At 40.7% G+C, this 17,962-nt stretch carries 16 protein-coding genes; 12 read left to right on the top strand and 4 right to left on the bottom strand.

Annotation, left to right across the window (positions count from 1 at the left end; translation table 11 throughout):
* Window positions 1–37 precede the first annotated feature (37 nt).
* From KHB02_RS18735 to KHB02_RS18725, 3 genes are read left to right on the top strand one after another with little or no spacing between them, the layout of a single operon-like run.
* The gene (locus KHB02_RS18735; protein ID WP_213145830.1) at window positions 38–1,744 is read left to right on the top strand and encodes an AMP-binding protein; all 1,707 of its coding nucleotides are present in this window, start codon (window positions 38–40) and stop codon (window positions 1,742–1,744) included.
* A gap of 34 nt (window positions 1,745–1,778) precedes the next feature.
* On the top strand, window positions 1,779–2,978 hold the full coding sequence (locus KHB02_RS18730; RefSeq protein ID WP_213145831.1) for an acetyl-CoA C-acyltransferase: 1,200 nt from the start codon (window positions 1,779–1,781) through the stop codon (window positions 2,976–2,978).
* 39 nt (window positions 2,979–3,017) lie between these two features.
* Window positions 3,018–3,320, top strand: a complete 303-nt coding sequence (locus tag KHB02_RS18725; protein ID WP_213145832.1) for a muconolactone Delta-isomerase family protein — start codon at window positions 3,018–3,020, stop codon at window positions 3,318–3,320.
* Window positions 3,321–3,656: 336 nt separating this feature from the next.
* Here the strand turns inward: KHB02_RS18725 and KHB02_RS18720 are convergent, their stop codons facing one another.
* Complete coding sequence (locus tag KHB02_RS18720; protein ID WP_213145833.1) at window positions 3,657–4,139, bottom strand: sigma-70 family RNA polymerase sigma factor; 483 nt, start codon at window positions 4,137–4,139, stop codon at window positions 3,657–3,659.
* 783 nt (window positions 4,140–4,922) lie between these two features.
* Here KHB02_RS18720 and KHB02_RS18715 point away from each other — a divergent pair.
* Window positions 4,923–6,248: a glycoside hydrolase family 18 protein gene (locus tag KHB02_RS18715; RefSeq protein WP_213145834.1), complete on the top strand. Its 1,326-nt coding sequence runs from the start codon at window positions 4,923–4,925 to the stop codon at window positions 6,246–6,248.
* Window positions 6,249–6,488: 240 nt separating this feature from the next.
* On the opposite strand, the gene KHB02_RS18710 is transcribed toward KHB02_RS18715, so the two are convergent.
* On the bottom strand, window positions 6,489–6,920 hold the full coding sequence (locus KHB02_RS18710; RefSeq protein WP_213145835.1) for a PaaI family thioesterase: 432 nt from the start codon (window positions 6,918–6,920) through the stop codon (window positions 6,489–6,491).
* 412 nt (window positions 6,921–7,332) lie between these two features.
* On the opposite strand from KHB02_RS18710, the gene KHB02_RS18705 reads away from it, so the two are divergent.
* The 7 genes from KHB02_RS18705 to KHB02_RS18675 all read left to right on the top strand — a co-directional run bounded on the left by KHB02_RS18705 (window position 7,333) and on the right by KHB02_RS18675 (window position 15,799).
* Window positions 7,333–9,555 carry an McrB family protein gene (locus KHB02_RS18705; protein WP_213145836.1) on the top strand — a complete coding sequence of 741 codons (2,223 nt, stop codon included), beginning with the start codon at window positions 7,333–7,335 and terminating at the stop codon, window positions 9,553–9,555.
* Window positions 9,530–11,014: a DUF2357 domain-containing protein gene (locus KHB02_RS18700; protein ID WP_213145837.1), complete on the top strand. Its 1,485-nt coding sequence runs from the start codon at window positions 9,530–9,532 to the stop codon at window positions 11,012–11,014. Before KHB02_RS18705 ends, KHB02_RS18700 begins: the two co-directional genes overlap by 26 nt.
* Window positions 11,015–11,705: 691 nt before the next feature.
* Window positions 11,706–12,143, top strand: coding sequence for a flavodoxin (locus tag KHB02_RS18695; RefSeq protein ID WP_213145838.1), 438 nt, complete (start codon window positions 11,706–11,708; stop codon window positions 12,141–12,143).
* Between the two features lie 112 nt (window positions 12,144–12,255).
* Complete coding sequence (locus tag KHB02_RS18690) at window positions 12,256–12,477, top strand: heavy-metal-associated domain-containing protein (protein WP_213145839.1); 222 nt, start codon at window positions 12,256–12,258, stop codon at window positions 12,475–12,477.
* 30 nt (window positions 12,478–12,507) lie between these two features.
* On the top strand, window positions 12,508–14,412 hold the full coding sequence (locus tag KHB02_RS18685; protein WP_213145840.1) for a heavy metal translocating P-type ATPase: 1,905 nt from the start codon (window positions 12,508–12,510) through the stop codon (window positions 14,410–14,412).
* A 62-nt stretch (window positions 14,413–14,474) separates the two neighbouring features.
* Entirely contained in the window at window positions 14,475–15,167 is a 693-nt protein-coding gene (locus KHB02_RS18680; protein ID WP_213145841.1) for a Crp/Fnr family transcriptional regulator, read from the top strand.
* A gap of 242 nt (window positions 15,168–15,409) precedes the next feature.
* Window positions 15,410–15,799, top strand: a complete 390-nt coding sequence (locus KHB02_RS18675; protein WP_213145842.1) for a hypothetical protein — start codon at window positions 15,410–15,412, stop codon at window positions 15,797–15,799.
* A gap of 41 nt (window positions 15,800–15,840) precedes the next feature.
* Here KHB02_RS18675 and KHB02_RS18670 read toward each other — a convergent pair whose 3' ends face one another.
* Window positions 15,841–16,422, bottom strand: a complete 582-nt coding sequence (locus KHB02_RS18670; protein ID WP_213145843.1) for an AAA family ATPase — start codon at window positions 16,420–16,422, stop codon at window positions 15,841–15,843.
* 384 nt (window positions 16,423–16,806) lie between these two features.
* On the opposite strand from KHB02_RS18670, the gene KHB02_RS18665 reads away from it, so the two are divergent.
* Window positions 16,807–17,052, top strand: coding sequence for a hypothetical protein (locus tag KHB02_RS18665; protein ID WP_213145844.1), 246 nt, complete (start codon window positions 16,807–16,809; stop codon window positions 17,050–17,052).
* Window positions 17,053–17,458: 406 nt separating this feature from the next.
* On the opposite strand, the gene KHB02_RS18660 is transcribed toward KHB02_RS18665, so the two are convergent.
* Window positions 17,459–17,956 carry a P-loop nucleotide/nucleoside kinase family protein gene (locus tag KHB02_RS18660; RefSeq protein ID WP_213145845.1) on the bottom strand — a complete coding sequence of 166 codons (498 nt, stop codon included), beginning with the start codon at window positions 17,954–17,956 and terminating at the stop codon, window positions 17,459–17,461.
* Between the last annotated feature and the right edge of the window lie 6 nt (window positions 17,957–17,962).

Here is a 17,962-nt window from a genome sequence, read left to right as displayed (position 1 = left end):
CAAAATTTGCACCTGATAGCAGGGGGACGGTAAAAATATGATTCTTTCATCAGATGAACGAATAAAAGAGTATGTAGAAAAAGGCTGGTGGGGAGCTGCCACCATAGAGGAGTATTTTCTTCAGCACGTTGAACAATGGCCGGACAAGGAAGCCATTGTCGATCCGATTAACCGGGGGGCGTTATGTGGAGGTCTGATGCAAAGGCTAACCTATAAAGAATTGGATCACAGGGTGAGTCGGTTAGCGGACATTCTCCTTGAACACGGCATTGTGAAGGATGATATTGTGGCGATACATTTGCCTAATATCGTGGAACTTGTTATTACTTATTTGGCGGTTTTGCGAGTGGGGGCGATTTCCAGTCCATTTCCGGTTCAATATCGTGAATTTGAATGTTCCCAACAGTTGAAGATGTTAGGTGCAAAAGCAGTGATCACGATAGAGAGAATGAATCAACGTGAATATGCAGCCATGCATGTCAAAATTAAAGAGCAAGTCCCATCGGTTCAACATGTTTTTGTATTTGGGAATGATGTTCCCAAAGGGGCGATTCCGATTCATACAGACGGGATTGATTCAGAGTTTACGAGATTGAAAGCCTATCGTGATACGATTGAAATAACAGCGGATGATATATTCACTATTTGCTGGACATCTGGAACAGAGGGGAAACCAAAAGGTGTCCCAAGAAGCCATAATGAATGGTTTATCAGTGCTTATGGAACAGTAGATGCCGCTCAACTAACAGGAGATGACCGCATTTTAAATACCTTTCCGATGGTGAATATGGCGGGTATCGGTGGGATGTTGATTCCGTGGTTATTGTCAGGGGGGAAATTGGTGCTGCATCATCCCTTCGATTTACCCTCATTTCTTCAGCAGGTTGAACAGGAAACGATTACGTACACACTAATTCCACCTGCCTTACTAAATATGATGCTAAAAAATCAAGCCATGCTAATTGGTAAAGACATTACCCCACTAAGGGCTGTGGGAACAGGCTCTGCTCCTTTGACCGCATGGATGATTGCCGGCTGGAAGGAAAAGTATGGCGTGGACATTATCAATTTCTTTGGCTCTAACGAAGGGGCAGCATTTTTAAGCAGTCCGAATGATATCCCCGATCCAGAAATGCGAGCGAAATATTTTCCGAGATTTGGAGTCAAAGGGTTCAACTGGGACAACCGAATTTCTGAAAGGATTGAAAGTAAGATTGTAGATTTAGAGACAGGGGAGGACATTACAGAATCACTTCACCCTGGTGAGCTGCGGATTAGAGGGGCCAGTCTGTTTTCTGGATATTGGAATTCAGAAGAAATGAATCAAACGTCATTTGATCAAGACGGATACTTTTGTACAGGGGATTTATTTGAGATTGCCGGTGATCAAAATCAATATTATCGAGTTGTTGGACGAGTCAAGGATGTAATCAACCGCGGGGGACTAAAGATATCACCTGAGGAGCTGGAAGGATTGCTTCAAGGCCATCCAATGGTGGAAGATGTGGCTGTCGTCTCTTATCCGGACCCGATTATGGGTGAAAATGTATGCGTTTGCATCGTTCCAAGAGAGTCTGCAGAAATCAAGCTGGAGGAACTTGTTGCATTTTTACGGGAGAAACAGATTGCTTCTTATAAATTGCCGGAGCGATTGGTCCTGTTAGATCAGCTGCCGCGAAATCCGGTAGGGAAAATCTTGAAGAATCAGCTCCGGGAGATGGTGAAGAGTGAACGAGTTAATTAGGGAGCTTTATTTTTAAGAAAGGAGGGTGTGCAAGATGGAGGCTTATATTTATGATACGATCCGTACACCGCGCGGGGCAGCAAAGAAAAATGGTTCATTGCTTGAAGTGAATCCCATCCATTACGTTTCACAACTGTTTCATGCGCTTGAATCCAGGAACGAACTGCGCTTATCAGAAGTGAGCGATATTGTATTAGGCTGTGTTACACAGGTCCGCGACCAAGGGTCTAATATTGCTAAGGTGGCAGCTCTGTTTGCCGGATTGCCCAATACCATTCCCGGCATGACTGTCAATCGCTATTGTGCGTCAGGTTTAGATGCCGTTCTGATTGCTGCTGCAAAAGTGAAGGGAGAAATGGATGAGCTTGTCATTGCAGGGGGCGTGGAGTCTTCCTCGAGAGTTCCCATGTTTTCTGATGAAGGATCGTGGTTTTCTGCTCCCGAGGTGATGGATAAAACAAATTATGTCCATATGGGGGTATCCGCTGATATTATGGCATCGTTATCAGGATTTACTCGCGAAGAGCTTGACCAATATGCTTATGAATCGCATGAACGCGCCGAGAATGCGTATCAGCAGGGCTATTTCAACCGTTCTTTACTCCCTATCTATGATCAACAACATCAAGAATTTTTGGAAAAGGACGAACTTGTTCGTCCTGATATTTCAATGGAAAAATTAACGGCTTTAAAGCCATCGTTTTCCGAAAAACATATAAGTGGAATGGAGAGCCGAATTAAACTGCAATTCCCTCAATTGAAGGAAATCTCCCATGTCCATCATGCCGGGAATTCTCCTTCCTTAGCCGACGGAGCTTCTTTGATTCTCATTGGTTCGGAAGAAAAAGGGAAAAAGCTGGGCTTAACACCGCGAGCCAGAATTGTGGCTTCCGCTAGCGTTGCGGATGACCCTTTCTTATTAGGCGGCGGGCAAAAGGCAGCTGAAGAGGTTCTGAAGAAATCGGGATTAACAATCGGGGATATTGATTTGTTTGAGTTTAATGAAGCTTTTGCTGCGACGGTACTAAAGTTTCAACGTGATTTTGGTCTTGACCGGGATCAGCTGAACCCGAACGGCGGTGTGATTGCAATGGGACATGCGCTTGGGGCAACGGGAGGTATGCTCATTTGTACGCTGTTGGACGAATTGGAAAGACGCAATCAGAAGCGCGGACTTGTTGCCATAAGCGGAGGAGCAGGAGTAGGAACGGCGCTGATTATAGAAAGAGTATAATTTAAAAAAATTGAAAGTGAAGCAAAGGAGGCGTTAATCTTGTTATTTTTAATCAAAGCTGCTGTTATTCAAAAGGATCTCTCTATGGATGAGTTATGGGAGAAATGGGAGGCTGAAGCGCAACTTTGTCTTAAAGCAGTTGAGCGGAAGAAAATCGTCGGGGCCTATAAGATTTCTGGACAAAGAAAAGTCGTGCTTATTTATGATGCTTCCTCTCATGATGAACTGGATCGAACCTTTATGGCTGGGCTTCCATTATCAGAGTATGTTGAAATTGAGGAAATGCTTCCTATTCGTCCCTATGAGGATTTTGCAATAGATATCGGCAACCGTTGGAAATAGGAAAATCATTGGCTTTCAATGATAATATCTTTAGGTTTACTTTTGACATCGCAAAGGAAGATGAAGAAATTCTTTATTTGTGAATACCGGCTTCATTATCATTTTGAAGGTAAGGGAAAAAATCCTCAGATCTAATAGTGATTTGAGGATTTTTTTAAATTATTTTTTGTTATGTTATCCTCTTTTTTCAAAACGGATGTACTTTTGGACAAATTGTCCCCTTTTATTTATCCAAAAGTAGTTCAATATCACCCATTTTGTGGAACATAAATGGATATCAATAATGTATTAGATGATTCTCTCTATACGATTTTTTATTATGGCATTTCCTGCAGCTCAGTTTCTGATTAAACCCTTCAATCTCCCACGCGCTCCTTCCCGCCATTGCTTTACAGCCGATACCGTTACACTTTCCCGTTCGGCAATTTCCCTGACGGATAGGCCATTGATGAGAGTGTACTGAAGCCATTTCCCTTGATTCGGAGTTAGCATTTCCAAACAGGATAACAAGATTTCTTTTTCTAAAGAGGGGTCTTGCTGGCAGTCAGGTGCCACCTCCCAGAATTCCTCCTCCGGACAAAAACTTCTTTCCTGGATTTTTGCCATCTTATTGAGTTCCATAAGCAGCTTGCCTCTAATATATGAATAAGCATAGTTTGTAAAATTCCCTTTTTCCGGATTGAATCGTTGGCTAGCCTCCCATAAGGAAATGAGGCCAAGTTGGTAAAATTCCTCCAGGTCTGTGTAAAGATGAAGAGAGTGGATGATCTTGTGGATCATCGGCTGATATTGTTCTGCTAACTGTTCAAAGCTTTCCAACGCTAGGTCCTTTCAGGAAAGCGCGCTTATGCCATTGTATTCCCGGGTATCTCTACCATAGCGGGAATTCCTAATTTCAGCGAATCCACTCATTTCTAATTTGGAGCAGAATTACCCCCTGAAAATGGCAAATCTACTGTCTTATTTCTAATTTGGAGCTGATTTTAAGAAGTTTCGACCAAAACTATATAAATTGATTTAGGGAAGGTTCTTAAAAGGTATTTTTTGTTACAGAATCCAATCTTGCTAGAGAAGCTATTACAATGAGCTAGTTCAATCGACATGAATACAAAAATTGTTGAGTTCCCTCCATTGTAAACGGAGAGAATTAAATTAAAAATTTTAAACCTTGAAAATGCAGAAGAGGTTTTTAGGCATTTCACGGATATAAATGTAACGAAGTATATGGATATAGAACCTTGTAAGGATATAAAGGAAGCAGGAGAAATAATTTCGTATCATTTAAGGGAATCAGGTTGCCGATGGGGGATGTTACATAAAAGCAGCGAAAAGTTTAGGGTATAAGTGGTACTTATACCCCATATTAAATATTGTTAATTCTAAATCAACGTATATCTCAATTATAATTCAAATAGACAGAATAATAGAGAAATAGACAAAATCACATTTTATATTATTTATTTCAGATGGAAAGAGAATGAAACCGTGCTGACAAAGGTAAAAAAGAAAAAGTGTCATACACAAACCCCATTTTTCAACACGATGGTAGAAGAAGAAATTATGATTAGAAAATAATTTATTATGAGGGAGGAATATGTAACGATGACAAAAATAAAGCAAAGTGGTTTTGATCTTTCTGAGGCGGACATAAATGAAGATTTACTAAGAGAATTATCAGAATTCCCACTTCTTGAAGCACTTTTTGGACGGCGTTCCCGCCGATTTTTTCTTGGAGCAGAAATACCTGACGGACCGCTTGCATATAAATCAAGACACGAACCAGTACCGCTAAATAATTTAGAAAAACTACTAATATTATTGGGGGTCAGTGGTGTAACGGGTTGGCATCATTCAGTTACTAGACATGATCGTTATAAACCGTATCTATCCAATTATTCTGGATCAGCGTCGGGCAGAACCCATCCATCTGCAGCAGGCTTTCATACTTCGGAAGTATTTTTTACGGATGACACAGGGACCTACATTTTCCGTACCCGTGATTTTGCACCAGAAGTGGGACGCTCAGACAATGGAAAACTTTCTACAAAAGAATTACTGCAATCACATCAAAAAAGAATTGAGAAATTATCCGATGATCGCCTGTATATTCCTAATTATGAGCCCTATATGGAGGGGCATAATTCTTGGGTGGCCAATAAACCTGGTACTTTCTTAGTGTTCCCAGTAGGGGATTTAGCTCAGCATACACTGTTAAATTTATGCTTCTACGTTCAGAATGGGCTAGTGATCTATGACGATATTAATAAACGGAAAATCCCAGGTTTAGAGAAATACAGACATATTGTGGATGTCGATAATCCGGTTCCCCTTAGCTTCCTTGATCAATATTCGCTTGCTGAACTATCTGCAGAATTGGCTACAGCAACATACTCAGGAATGTTATTGCAGCAAGCAATCGGGCTCGGCGGTTGGATGTTTGATGGAATTGATCGCTTAACCGTTTTAGGAGCCAGTGGTGATCCGGATGTTCCCGGTCTTGGTTTCCGCTATGATACAGATGAACGTTGGGCAATACCTAACCCAACAGGACTTGAAGGAGTATTTACTTCGTATACACCTCCACATTATCCGACCATGAGAGATGCAGTTGAAGCATTAGTGGAACGCAAATTTGGGAAGGACGGTCCATTTCATCCTGAAACAAAGGGAATTTGGAAGAATCCGTCGTTCGTGCGCAGCAACGCACAAGTTCATGATGAAGAATTTAAAGAAATTATTGCCCTGCAGGCTCAATACATGTATGATACATTCGGGAAATTTCCGGCAACCGTGCCTTCTGTCTATTCATTAATGTACTTACAGTCGCATCATCTAGATTTGGAGTATTATGACAAACTATTTGACCCGCATTCTTACTTATCCACCCATGCTGAGCATTTGAAAAAGTGGCATGGCATAAAGCTGTAACCATTAAACAAGTATTGTTACTTTCGATAAAAAAAGCTATGCAATTAGATGCCTGATGACAATATGGCCATCAAGTTAAGCAAAATCATTCTATTTTTAACAAAAAGGAATTAGTCGTGATAGGCACCACCCAAGTATTGGATGGTGCCTAAGATAATAATAAATAGTAGATTGAAGTAGTTATGTAGAGGAAGTAATAATAAAATAAAGTAGAGAACTATCCCTCCTGGTCACCCTCGGTTACTTGTCGTATCGATAAAATGTGCCCGAGGTCGTGCACAATAACTCGCCTTCTTCATTGCGGACGTCTGCTTCCATGAATGAAATTTTATAGCCATCCTTCTTATAACGAGACGTTGCAATCAATTTTCCAGATTTCGTTGCTTTAAAAAAAGAGGTCTTCAATTCTAGCGATACATAAGGTACGTCCTTCAGCCGAAAGTTTAAATGACCCATCGCTGTGTCAGCGAGAAAGGTAAAGATGCCGCCGTGCACGATCCCAGCCGGGTTATACATAATGTCAGTAACCGGACAAGTAATGGTACATGTTTTCGCCTCATCATCATAATCAAACTCAAACTGCAACATATTGAACATAAATATACTTTCCGGTTTGATGGCGCTTGTATCATAAGCCTGTTCCATATGTGCCATAAATTCTTGCTTGTTCACCGATAATTCCCCCATTGTTAAAATTTCTCCCTTTTAATAATATCATATTTTTCGGAATTCTTAGACTACATTACCTAATTTAGCTAAATTAGGTAATTCGTTTATGATTGTAATAGTAAATATATTTTCTAGTGCACACGTTGCAATAGAATAAAAGGCCGGCGGGTCAGCCTTCCAGCATGCAAAAGTTTTAACGTGCTACAGGTCTGACCCTAAATTGTGTCCACTTGGTAGAACTTCTCCTTCAGTTACACCAAATTTGGTAGATGTAATTTTCCTAATTCTGCTAGAATATAAATAAATCTTAATTATTTCAAATGCGCTCTTTTAAAGCGCCTCGACACCTGCCATAAAGGCCGGAACAAGTTTAAGATTACGATCAATGAATTATTTTAAGCGGGTGAAACTAATAATGCTAAATCTTACATATTTTCAATCATTATTTAACGAAGACAACACAGAAATTCGCTGCCGGAAGGTGCTGGACGAAATTTCACCAGTTGTAAAACCAATTTTTCAACAATTTGTTGAAAGAATCGGGATTCCACTCGGGAATGAGTACATAATCAGGAGCTATGATACGACGCTTACCACTACCTACCATGATGCTCGTAACCCAACGTATGCCGAGAAGAAAAAGGAATCGGATATTGGCCGGAAACACTATATAAAACTGAATAGGAAAGTGGATGACAAGGAGTACAATTTCCTCACCCTTGAACTAGATGGGATCAGTAGAATGTTGATGATTCATTCTGAACTGAATTTCATCCCGTTTTGGGCATGGGTTCGGAACGAAAAAATTCAAGGTGTCCTGGAGGCGATTCCGTCCGATTATTCTATTTTTACGGGCTGGAAGGAAAAGTCGGTGATCCCCAAAGAGGAGTTTGTTCCGTTTGTCAAAAGCTGTATTAAACCACGCAAACGGCCTAACTTTGAAATTGGAACAAGCCTGCCGTTGGAAGGGAACATGGAAGAGGAATCCCTGATTGCCCAGCTTGTGTCCGTTTGGGAAAAGCTTGGCCCTTTCCGAAGTTTTTATAACGAAGAAATTGATGTTTCAACTCTAGCGTATGATGCCCTTATGCTCTTGGCAGCGACCCGAAACATTAAGGAAACCCAGTTGCTGGGCCGTCCCTATACGGTCGATATAGGGCCATTGGAAGATCAAAAACAGGGAAAACGCCAGGCTTTTTATATTTTTGATGGTGAGCAGTTGCTAACAAAGGGGTTTATCAGCTACCTTGACTATCATGATAAGAACTCGCCACTTCAGACGATTATCGTCCAGCTGGAGGGCCATAATCATATTTTCACAAGTGCCAGAGAAATAATTGGGGACGGCACAAAAGAATGGTGGATTACCAAGGTATTCGCGTCACAGAGCCAGGAGAACACGAAAGTGATGGCCAATGCAATGCGATTGTTAGGTGAACATCATATAGAGGTTAAAGGAAGTTCCTATTATGTGGGAAGCTTCAATAATGAAACGCAGTCATTTGTGGAAGGGACCGAAAAGGTCAAGAAAACGTTTATCGATGCTGCCCTAATCTTTCATCATGCTAAAGAAAAACTGGAATTGCCGTCTGATACCGATACTGGAGGGAATGGAGAAGAGGACGACCCCGATACGGAACCAGGTTTGGAACCGAACTTTACGTTCAGCGAAATCATCAACATGATTACCAACAGTCAATTTACGTTTTCCAATGACATTATTCGTGACTTACATTTGAATCTGACCGCTTTGGATGATAAGCATTTTGTTCTGTTAAGCGGGATTTCCGGAACAGGGAAAACCCAGCTTTGCCGCTTATATGCTAATGCCGTTTATGGTCTGGAATATGAGAGTGAGAATCCGTATTTTACGATTATTCCGGTACGTCCGGACTGGACTGATACGACTGCTCTGTTCGGTTATTATAGTTCCTTTGAAAAACGCTATGTCAAAACGGAGTTTCTGCAGGTTCTTCTGCATGCGTTAAAAGAGAGGGATAAGCCTCATTTTATTTTATTAGATGAAATGAACTTGGCTCGTGTGGAATATTATCTGAGTGATTACCTAAGTGCGGTTGAATCCAGAAAAGAAATTCCGCTGCATCAGGATGATCAGATTACCGATATTCCGAAGAAAATGGTGATTCCGCCGAATGTCTATGTGTTGGGAACCATTAATGTCGACGAAACCACCCATTCCATCTCAGATAAAGTCTTGGACCGAGCCTTTGTCATGACACTTTCCGATGTTGATTTTGATTCGTATTGGGAACGGGTCGACCAGGATCTGAAAGTTGCGCTTGCGAACGAGTTTACGATTTTACGGGAATTGCATCGCACGTTATCCTTTTATGAGCTGCATTTTGGCTATCGTTCGATGGGGGAAATGCTGCAAAAGCTATATGCCAATCGTCAGCTTCCTGAAGAGTATCAATTGGATGCAATGGAAGCATTGGATCGGGTGATTTCTGAAAAAGTTTTAACAAAGGTCCGAGGGGATGAGCGGATTTCTGATATGCTGGTGAATTTGGAGGCATGGCTGACCATGAATCTAGGTGCTGCTTCTATCTCACTCCAGCACGTGAAACGGATGAAAGAGGAGTTAGAGTATTATGGTGCAACCCAATTCTGGCGCTAATCTTCTTGAGCTTTTTGATTTACAGCAAGGCTGGATTCCGTTTTTGGATGCGTATCTTAGAGAAGCGACCGAATACAAGCTGCGTTTTAACGGTACGCAAATGGATGTGAGGTTTCAGGGAATTCCGGTACCATTTTTTCAAAAAGAGGGGAAAGGATTTGCCACGTTTATGACGCCTTTTCAATCTGGCACCGTTCGGGTTTTGATAAATGGTCAGGAATCTGAGACCTTTGTTTATCCGGATGATCGGAAACTGACGGAAGAACAGTTCAACCTGATGCTGGAAGAAATCCTTTCGGAGGCGAATAGCTGCTTCCAGCTCAGCGGGTTGACGACCCATGTCAATGCATCTGGCCGAAACCGTGATATCACTTGGACACAATGGAGTTATTTGGATCGATCCTTTCATCAGTTGAAGCACATTTTTTCAAAAATTGAAAAGCAGCCGCTTCGCCGTTTGGACAAGTATACGATGATGATGAAACGGGAAAAGGTCCAGCATTCGGAACAGGTTACTTTAAGGTGGTTGGATCTGCAGGGGCACGGCGACGAGATTCCAAGTATGGTTCAAAATGTGAAGACATTGGAATCGCGAAATCTGTACGAAAATCAAGTGCTAAAGCAGCAGTTACAGGATTTGTATCGGCTCCTCCGCAAGTACGAAGTGGTTGAACATGATGAGGTAGCCGGCAAAGCGTTGAGATATAAAGGGATTGTCAAGCGTTGGTTAAACAGTGCGTTTATGAATGAAGTCACAGCAAATGAAGGTACTTATACGATTACGCAAAAATTTCGTAAGCACCCCGTTTACCGTTTGTGGTATCAATGGTTTGATCAGCTTTATAAGCATAACCGTGAGGGCATTGGCTTTGATTACCCGATTTCATTAAAAGACACGTTTCAATTGTATGAAATGTGGTGCTTTATGAAGGTTGTCAGGATTCTGAGGGAAGCGGGCCTTGTAGTCGATTCTGCTGGTTTGTATAAGTTGACGAAGGATGGCATTTTTCTGAATCTAGCTGAGAACAAGGAAAGCAAAATTCAGTTGCAGTGCGGTGTGAGCCTGTACTACCAACGGGCCTATCAATTCAACTCACCAACTTTTCATACATTTACTCAAAAAATGATTCCAGATATTGTTCTGGAAGGGGAAAACGGCATGATCGTGTTTGACCCGAAATATCGGGTTCCGGATAATCTGGGTACGGCACTGGGTGAAATGCATAAATATCGCGATGGTATTCTCAAGCGGGACTCAGGTGAACGGGCCGTTCAGGAGGTTTATATTCTTACACCGACAACGGATGAAGTGGCCGAGGAGATGAGGTATTTTCAATTGGAATTCCAAGAGCAATTTGGCATGGGAGCGATTAGGGTGGTGCCAGGGGCTGAAGATGAATATTTTCATTCGAAGATTGTCGGGAGTGTTAGGCAGTTGTCTAGATTGGAAATTAAATAGGGAACTTTGAAAAATATTAGTGGAATCCGAAGTGAACATATGTTCCTATCGGTGTGTGGTAATGGTATAATTTAGATACAATAGAATAGGTTTTTTCAAGGGTGGTCGGCACACTCCCAAACAGAAAGGGGGTGGTGCTGGATGACAGTTTATGAATCATTCATGTTTGCGATTGGTTTTGCAGGTTTAATCGTAACCATTCTGTCATTTAACCGAAAAAAATAATCCACCCTTGAGTTAGGCGCTCAGGTGGATTATCCCGCCAATAAGCCGACCCCCGCAAAGGGAACCGTCTATTACTGGACCGGACATGTTACTGCATGTTCGGTCTTTTTTAAATTATTCCATATTTAATCATATTATAACTGATATTTTTAAAAATAAAAATAAATTACTACAAACAACTCTCTTAATAAACTCGTTAAACTTACACTAGACATCGTCCCTTAAAGAAGCCAACTATCCTAATAACAGGGTAGTTGGCTTTATTGAAGATGACGGAAACAAGCTTCATACCATCATCCGTTTAGGTCAGGACCATGGAGATCGTTTCGGTGACTTTTTTTACCATTAGAATGGGCCCCTTGGCTTTTCGCAGCTTTTTTCTTGTGGAATTTGATGGTGGTCAATTTCTTTTTATACGTTAAAAGATATACTCATTTTGACAAATACTCATGTTGGGGGTGAGTGTATGGATACAATTATCATTTATACAAGTATGGCAGGGACAACGGAATTAATGGCGGAGATGATTGGGGGAAAACTCACTGAGGCAGGGGAGAGAGTAGTAATTAAAGATGCCCTTGAAGCTTACGCACATGACCTGCAATCGTACGACAGAGTTTTAATTGGCAGTTATACATGGGGAGATGGTGACCTGCCTGATGAAATGGTCGATTTTTATGAAGAGTTATCTAAGCTTGATTTAAATGGTAAACAGGCGGCAGTTTTTGGCCCGGGTGATTCCACCTATCCTCACTTTGCCAGAGCAGTCGATATTTGGGAAGAAGCGATACAAGCGCAAGGTGGGGAAATAGTAGTTGAAGGTTTGAAAATTGACCGCTGGTATACTGAAGAACTTGAGGCTGCGTGTGCAATATTTTCTGAAAAGCTCATTCAAAGTCATTGACTCAAGGCTCTGAGTTTGTTCGCAAATATAAAACCAAACTTGTCCCTAATCAATTTTTTTCTTTAAAACTTAAGTAAAATAAAGGCATAACCAATTCGAGGAGGAAAAGAAAATGAAAAAGGCGGTATTCCAATTAGAACCATTAACTTGTCCATCATGTATTAAAAAAATCGAAACCACACTTCAGAAAACGCCCGGTGTCAGAATGGCCAAGGTTATATTTAATATGAGCAAGGTAAAAGCAGAATTTAATGAATCCGAGGTAAATGCAAACCAATTGGAGGAAAAGTTTCATAAATTGGGATACGAAGTAATTTCAACCAAAGTCTCTTAATCTCTTAAAGGTCAGGAAGGAGGCGTGAAAATGGTTACGCTTATAAACAAAAATAAAAACAAAATTACCGCATGTTCATTCGTTTTAATTGTTGTTGGATTTTTGACAGGATTGCCTGGAGATATTGAGTTTAGAAAAATTGCATTTTTACTCGCAACCGTTATCGCAAGTATCCCAATTTTTCTTAAAGCCTTGCAGAGTTTGCGGATGAAAGTGTTTAGCATTGAATTATTGGTAAGTCTCGCAGTTTTGGGCGCTCTTTACCTGAAAGAATATACAGAATCTGCAGTCGTTACCTTTCTATTCCTGTTTGGTGCTTATTTGGAGGCACGAACATTAGAAAAGACGCGATCATCTTTAAAAGAATTGATTGACATGGCTCCACAGGAGGCTACGGTAATTCGAGGCGGAGATACGATTATCGTCCCGATCGAAGAGGTCGGCACGGGCGATCGGGTGATCATTCGTTCTGGAGGAAGGATACCAGTAGATGGAAGTATCGTATTCGGTCACGCTTCTTTAAACGAAGCGGCTCTAACAGGTGAATCGGTGCCAGTAACGAAGAAATTATCGGATACGGTGTATACAGGCACGATTGTTGACACTGGCTATATCGAAATGATGGCAGAAAAAGTAGGAGATGACACTACCTATGCAAAGATAATGGAGCTTATTGAAGAAGCGCAAGAATCAAAAACGAAGGCTGAGAAATTTCTGGATAAGTTTGGCAATATTTATACACCGGTAATCGCGCTGCTGGCCATCCTAGCTTTTGTAATTACTAAAGATTTGAAATTGGCGATAACGTTCTTAGTGATTGCTTGCCCGGGGGCTTTGGTCATAGGGGCTCCTGTTTCAAGTGTCGCCGGGATTGGAAACGGTGCGAAGAACGGCGCCCTTGTTAAAGGTGGTGAAGTGATGGACCGATTATCCAAGGTAAATGCCATTGTGTTTGATAAAACGGGAACATTAACGAGAGGAAAACCAGAAGTGACCGATATCAAGGTATTTAGTCAACTGGAGGAGAATGAGTTGCTTCAGTTGGTAGCCCAAGCTGAAACCATTTCTGAGCATCATTTGGGTAAAACCATTATTAAGGAAGCTCTGGCAAGAGATTTATCTATCAATAAGGGCGCAGTGGAAGGAGAGGTCATTAAAGGAAAAGGCATCCGAGTGAACCTCGAAGAGCATGATTTGGTTGTTGGGAACCGACAGGTCATGTCCTTAGAAAACATTATCATTTCAGAAGAGGTTGCAGCATATGCAGTTGACCAGGAAAAGGCTGGAAATACGGCTATATTTGCTGCAATAGATGGTGAAATTTCTGGAATCCTTTCCATTGCTGACCAAATTCGTGATGACGCAAAAACTGCCTTGTCAGAACTGAGAAAAAACGGTATCGATAAAATTGTTATGTTAACTGGAGATAACCGCTATACGGCTGCAATTGTGGCCAACAAACTAGGTGTAGATGAGTATTTGGCTGAACTTCTCCCGGAAGATAAAGTTGATTACGTAAAAAAGTTAAAGCAAGAGGGTTATGTTGTTGCTATGGCAGGTGATGGAATCAATGATGCACCAGCTATCGCGACAGCCGACATCGGGTTTGCTATGGGCGAAGGCGGGACTGATGTATCCATGGAAACGGCGGATGTAGTATTAATGGCTGATCGGTTAATGCAATTGGCACACGCCCACTTGCTGGCAAAAGCAACGATTCGAAATATCAAGCAAAATACGTACTTTGCGGTTACGATTGTTTTTCTCTTGTTAGTCGGTGTTTTGTTTGGTTCAGTTCATTTGGCATCCGGTATGTTTATCCACGAAGCTAGCGTTCTCCTCGTTATTTTAAATGCGATGAGATTAGTCAGATTTAATCCAGGTAAGATAAAAGTGAATAGCATGACTCAGCTTGCACCAGGTTTATTAAAATAACGCTGGACTATATTTCTAATAAAGAAGAAAATAGAAGCAATGGATTATCGGGAGTGGTAGAAATGGAGTATAACCAACATGTATGTACAGGAACTCATAACGCATGTGTTTCTATAGTTCCAATTTTTAATCATTTGGAACAGGAACAAATGGATGAAATTATGGTGGCAGCCAGGTCGGTTTCATACAAAAAAGGGGAGATCATTTATCAGGCAGGCGATCAATCAAACGCCCTTTATATCGTTAATAAAGGGAAAATTAAAATCTATCGCCTCTCAGAGTCTGGAAAAGAGCAGCTGTTACGGATTCTGACACCGGGGGAATTTACCGGTGAATTAGCCTTATTTAACGAAGGTGTCCACGAAGCATTTGCCGAGGCTATGGCAGACACGCAAGTGTGTATGATTAGACGCGCAGACTTGCAGGCACTTCTGTTGAAATTCCCATCCATCTCCTTAAAAATTTTAACTGAGTTTTCCAAGCGATTGGAACAATCTGAAAAACAAACCGCACGCTTTGCCACTGAAAAGGTGGAAACAAGGCTGGCCCTGTTTTTGGCGGAATGTTTGGATCCAGATAGTCGCGAAGTTGAATTTACCCTACCGATGAGCAAAAAAGACTTGGCGTCCTATTTGGGAACCACCCCGGAAACGATTAGCCGCAAGCTATCAGATTTTGAAGCGGCAGGTCTAATTAAACAAAAGCCTCATAAAAAAATTGAAATCATCGACTTGGACGAACTGCTCCTATTCTAATTTGTGTTGTAAGGACCAGGTGAACGTTGCTACTGGTTTATTTTTGGCGAAAGCGATTCTAAGAGAATCAAAGTTTGTCATTTAACTGCCAGAAATCCACAACTCTGGGGTAATTCAAGTCCTTTTTTTTGACAATATTTATTAATGACATGTTTACCTATTGACAGGTTAGGAAAATAGAGGTCTCTATGATTACTCTATATCTATAATATTATCGAACCTTAATGCAAGGAGAGAAGTAAATGAACGAATTACAGGTATTTAGTGAACTACATAAATTTTTAAATGGGTTAGGTGAAATGAATTGTACGCTTGCGCCAAAGAGTTTATCGTTAGGATATATACCCCTTCGTTTTGGTAGAAGATTTTCTAAGTTTGCCACCTTATATGGTGAAAAACGCTATAACTGTTTGATACTACATGTTGACCCAGGCAATCCGGAATCTATTAAAGGAAAAATGATTCAAAAAGAGATTCAAGAACTTTTCCATTTTGAAATCAAGGAAATGAGAAGCTTTGCATTAAAAAAACATGAGGTTTTCATTCCTTTTGAAATAATTGACACTAAAGAAAAATTAGAGCAATTAAAAGATTTTGTAAGCAAACAGTATAAGAGTTTTGTAAGCAGATGAATGAGGCAGAAGGACGGTTCGAGACCACTGAAAAATACTTACTAAGAGACCTCTTCATTAGGGATTTCCTGTGCAGCAAGGATGTCGGCCAGGACATCCTCTGCATTCGTCCCGTTCAGTTGCGCTTCCGTTTTTAATAAAAGGCGTTGACTCCAAACAGGCTTGACCATTTCCTTCACATCATCAGGCACAACAAACGCCCGACCATGCATCAGTGCCCATGTCTTCACCGTCTTATAAAGGGCTTTCGTTGCTCGCGGACTTACTCCAATTGAAACAAGCGAATGATTTCTAGTCGCATGCGCTAGTTCCGTAATATATTTTCGTATGCCTGCATGGACGACAAACTGTTGAGATTGCTGCTGCAGATGTTGAATTTGCAGTGGATGTAAGAGGCTCTTTATGTCCCCAAAAGGGGTTTCATCGCCAACCTGCTCAAGCATTATTTCTTCTTCCTCCCGGGAAGGATAACCTAAAGTTAGCTTCATTAAGAATCGGTCAAGCTGTGCCTCTGGTAGTGGAAAGGTTCCTTCCATCTCAACCGGATTTTGTGTCGCAAGAACGATAAAAGGACTCTCCAGCTGATAGGTTTGGCCTTCAATCGATACCTGCCTTTCTTCCATACACTCCAACAAACTAGACTGTTAATAGCAGCTTCAATTCTTGTTTTCTACCAATAATCACCTTGGACATTTCCTGCAAAATCTCTTCCAATATCTCTTGAGATAGATGTTTTTCCATTTTAATCCTCCTGAAAGCGGTTTACTTTATTATTTTAGCTTACTATTTTGATAATTGATAACAAAATATCTTCCAGAGAAAAAGGCTCTAGCAGGAGGGGGGGCGGGAGTCTGGCCTTAATTTTCAAATTTTCAGTTGAATGGGAGAGTGGGTGTGACTTGAGAGGCTTGCGATCTGTTGTTTGAAAAAAATGTTATTTTGCTAATATTTTAGTAGAATGAAAGTATGATGCTTTAATTAACCGAATCTTTGAATGGGGGATTTATATGAAAGAATTTGATGAAATACAAGTAACAAAAAAAGTACTGAAATCTATTACTTGCAATAAGTGTGGAAAGTCTAAAGAAATTACTGACTTCGGCTTCGAACAAGATGAATTCCATTCTTTAAATTTAACATTTGGATATGAATCAATGTATGATGAACAAAGATGGAAATTTGATCTTTGCGAAAGCTGCCTGGTTGACTTTGTAAAAACTTTCAAACATGCTCCCGACATCTTTGAAGACTAGTGTTTGCTAGAAAAAACAATCCACCCTTGAGTTAGAAACTCTGGTGGATATTTTTTCGAGTAATTTAAATCAGAGACATTAAAGAGAATGATTATTTTCAATCGCCCTCGTTAACTCTATTTTGACTAACTTCACCAAATGTTCCCTATTAAGCGAATTATCATTCTTGGTATAAACATTAAGATGTTCCAAATCACTTCAAATATAAACTCAATTAGGGTATCTTTAAAAAAGCCGTCTCTACTTCTTTTTTTATTTTTCATCTTCTAACTCCCAATTAATCAATCGTTGTTTAACTATCGATTTTAGCTCATTGAAACTTTTCTTACTCACATTTCATTAATATCATATAGAGCACCTCCCAGAACAAAAGGTACTCTATACACACGAATCTTTGAACTCTTTGTTATTCTTTTCCGCTAAACTCTAAAATATTTAAACCCTCAGATGCCTCTGGTGCTTCAAAAAATTTAGTAACATGAATAAACACCGCTTCCGTGTCAAAAGTTGCTCTTTCGGGTTGTTCGTTACGCCTTTGTGCAATTTGACGTAAGCATTGCTCGTTATTTAGATTAAGGAAAATTAGTTGATGGCTTGCATTGACCTCTGACACCATATCCAAAAACCATTTTCGCAGTTTTTGAGTGTTAGCTGGAAAATCCATCACTACATCTGTACCGACACTTAATATGTTTTGGACATGCTTTTTCACCAATGGCTTGAGCTGCGCTGAGAATTTTAGATAATCATCAAATGATGCAATCTGATTGGGATAAAGAGATGAAAGCCATTCATCCTCAGACAACAGTACCGCATGTTTATCTATCGCCAATTGTTTTGATTTAGTTGATTTTCCAGCTCCCATTTTTCCGCAGAAAAAGTATAGCGTCCCCAATTGTTTCATATTTTT

Origin of the sequence: Neobacillus citreus, assembly GCF_018343545.2 — a bacterium.
Taxonomy (GTDB): domain Bacteria; phylum Bacillota; class Bacilli; order Bacillales; family Cytobacillaceae; genus Neobacillus; species Neobacillus citreus.
Note: the sequence above shows the minus strand (reverse complement) of the source record. Positions and strands in the feature narration are given on the sequence as shown.

Bases quoted from the DNA above. Each gene is read 5' to 3' on its own strand.
- KHB02_RS18735 (WP_213145830.1), top strand. From the start codon at position 38: ATGATTCTTTCATCAGATGAACGAATAAAAGAGTATGTAGAAAAAGGC.
- KHB02_RS18730 (WP_213145831.1), top strand. From the start codon at position 1,779: ATGGAGGCTTATATTTATGATACGATCCGTACACCGCGCGGGGCAGCA.
- KHB02_RS18715 (WP_213145834.1), top strand. From the start codon at position 4,923: ATGACAAAAATAAAGCAAAGTGGTTTTGATCTTTCTGAGGCGGACATA.
- KHB02_RS18705 (WP_213145836.1), top strand. From the start codon at position 7,333: ATGCTAAATCTTACATATTTTCAATCATTATTTAACGAAGACAACACA.
- KHB02_RS18700 (WP_213145837.1), top strand. From the start codon at position 9,530: ATGGTGCAACCCAATTCTGGCGCTAATCTTCTTGAGCTTTTTGATTTA.
- KHB02_RS18695 (WP_213145838.1), top strand. From the start codon at position 11,706: ATGGATACAATTATCATTTATACAAGTATGGCAGGGACAACGGAATTA.
- KHB02_RS18690 (WP_213145839.1), top strand. From the start codon at position 12,256: ATGAAAAAGGCGGTATTCCAATTAGAACCATTAACTTGTCCATCATGT.
- KHB02_RS18685 (WP_213145840.1), top strand. From the start codon at position 12,508: ATGGTTACGCTTATAAACAAAAATAAAAACAAAATTACCGCATGTTCA.
- KHB02_RS18680 (WP_213145841.1), top strand. From the start codon at position 14,475: ATGGAGTATAACCAACATGTATGTACAGGAACTCATAACGCATGTGTT.
- KHB02_RS18675 (WP_213145842.1), top strand. From the start codon at position 15,410: ATGAACGAATTACAGGTATTTAGTGAACTACATAAATTTTTAAATGGG.
- KHB02_RS18670 (WP_213145843.1), bottom strand. From the start codon at position 16,422: ATGGAAGAAAGGCAGGTATCGATTGAAGGCCAAACCTATCAGCTGGAG.
- KHB02_RS18665 (WP_213145844.1), top strand. From the start codon at position 16,807: ATGAAAGAATTTGATGAAATACAAGTAACAAAAAAAGTACTGAAATCT.
- KHB02_RS18660 (WP_213145845.1), bottom strand. From the start codon at position 17,956: ATGAAACAATTGGGGACGCTATACTTTTTCTGCGGAAAAATGGGAGCT.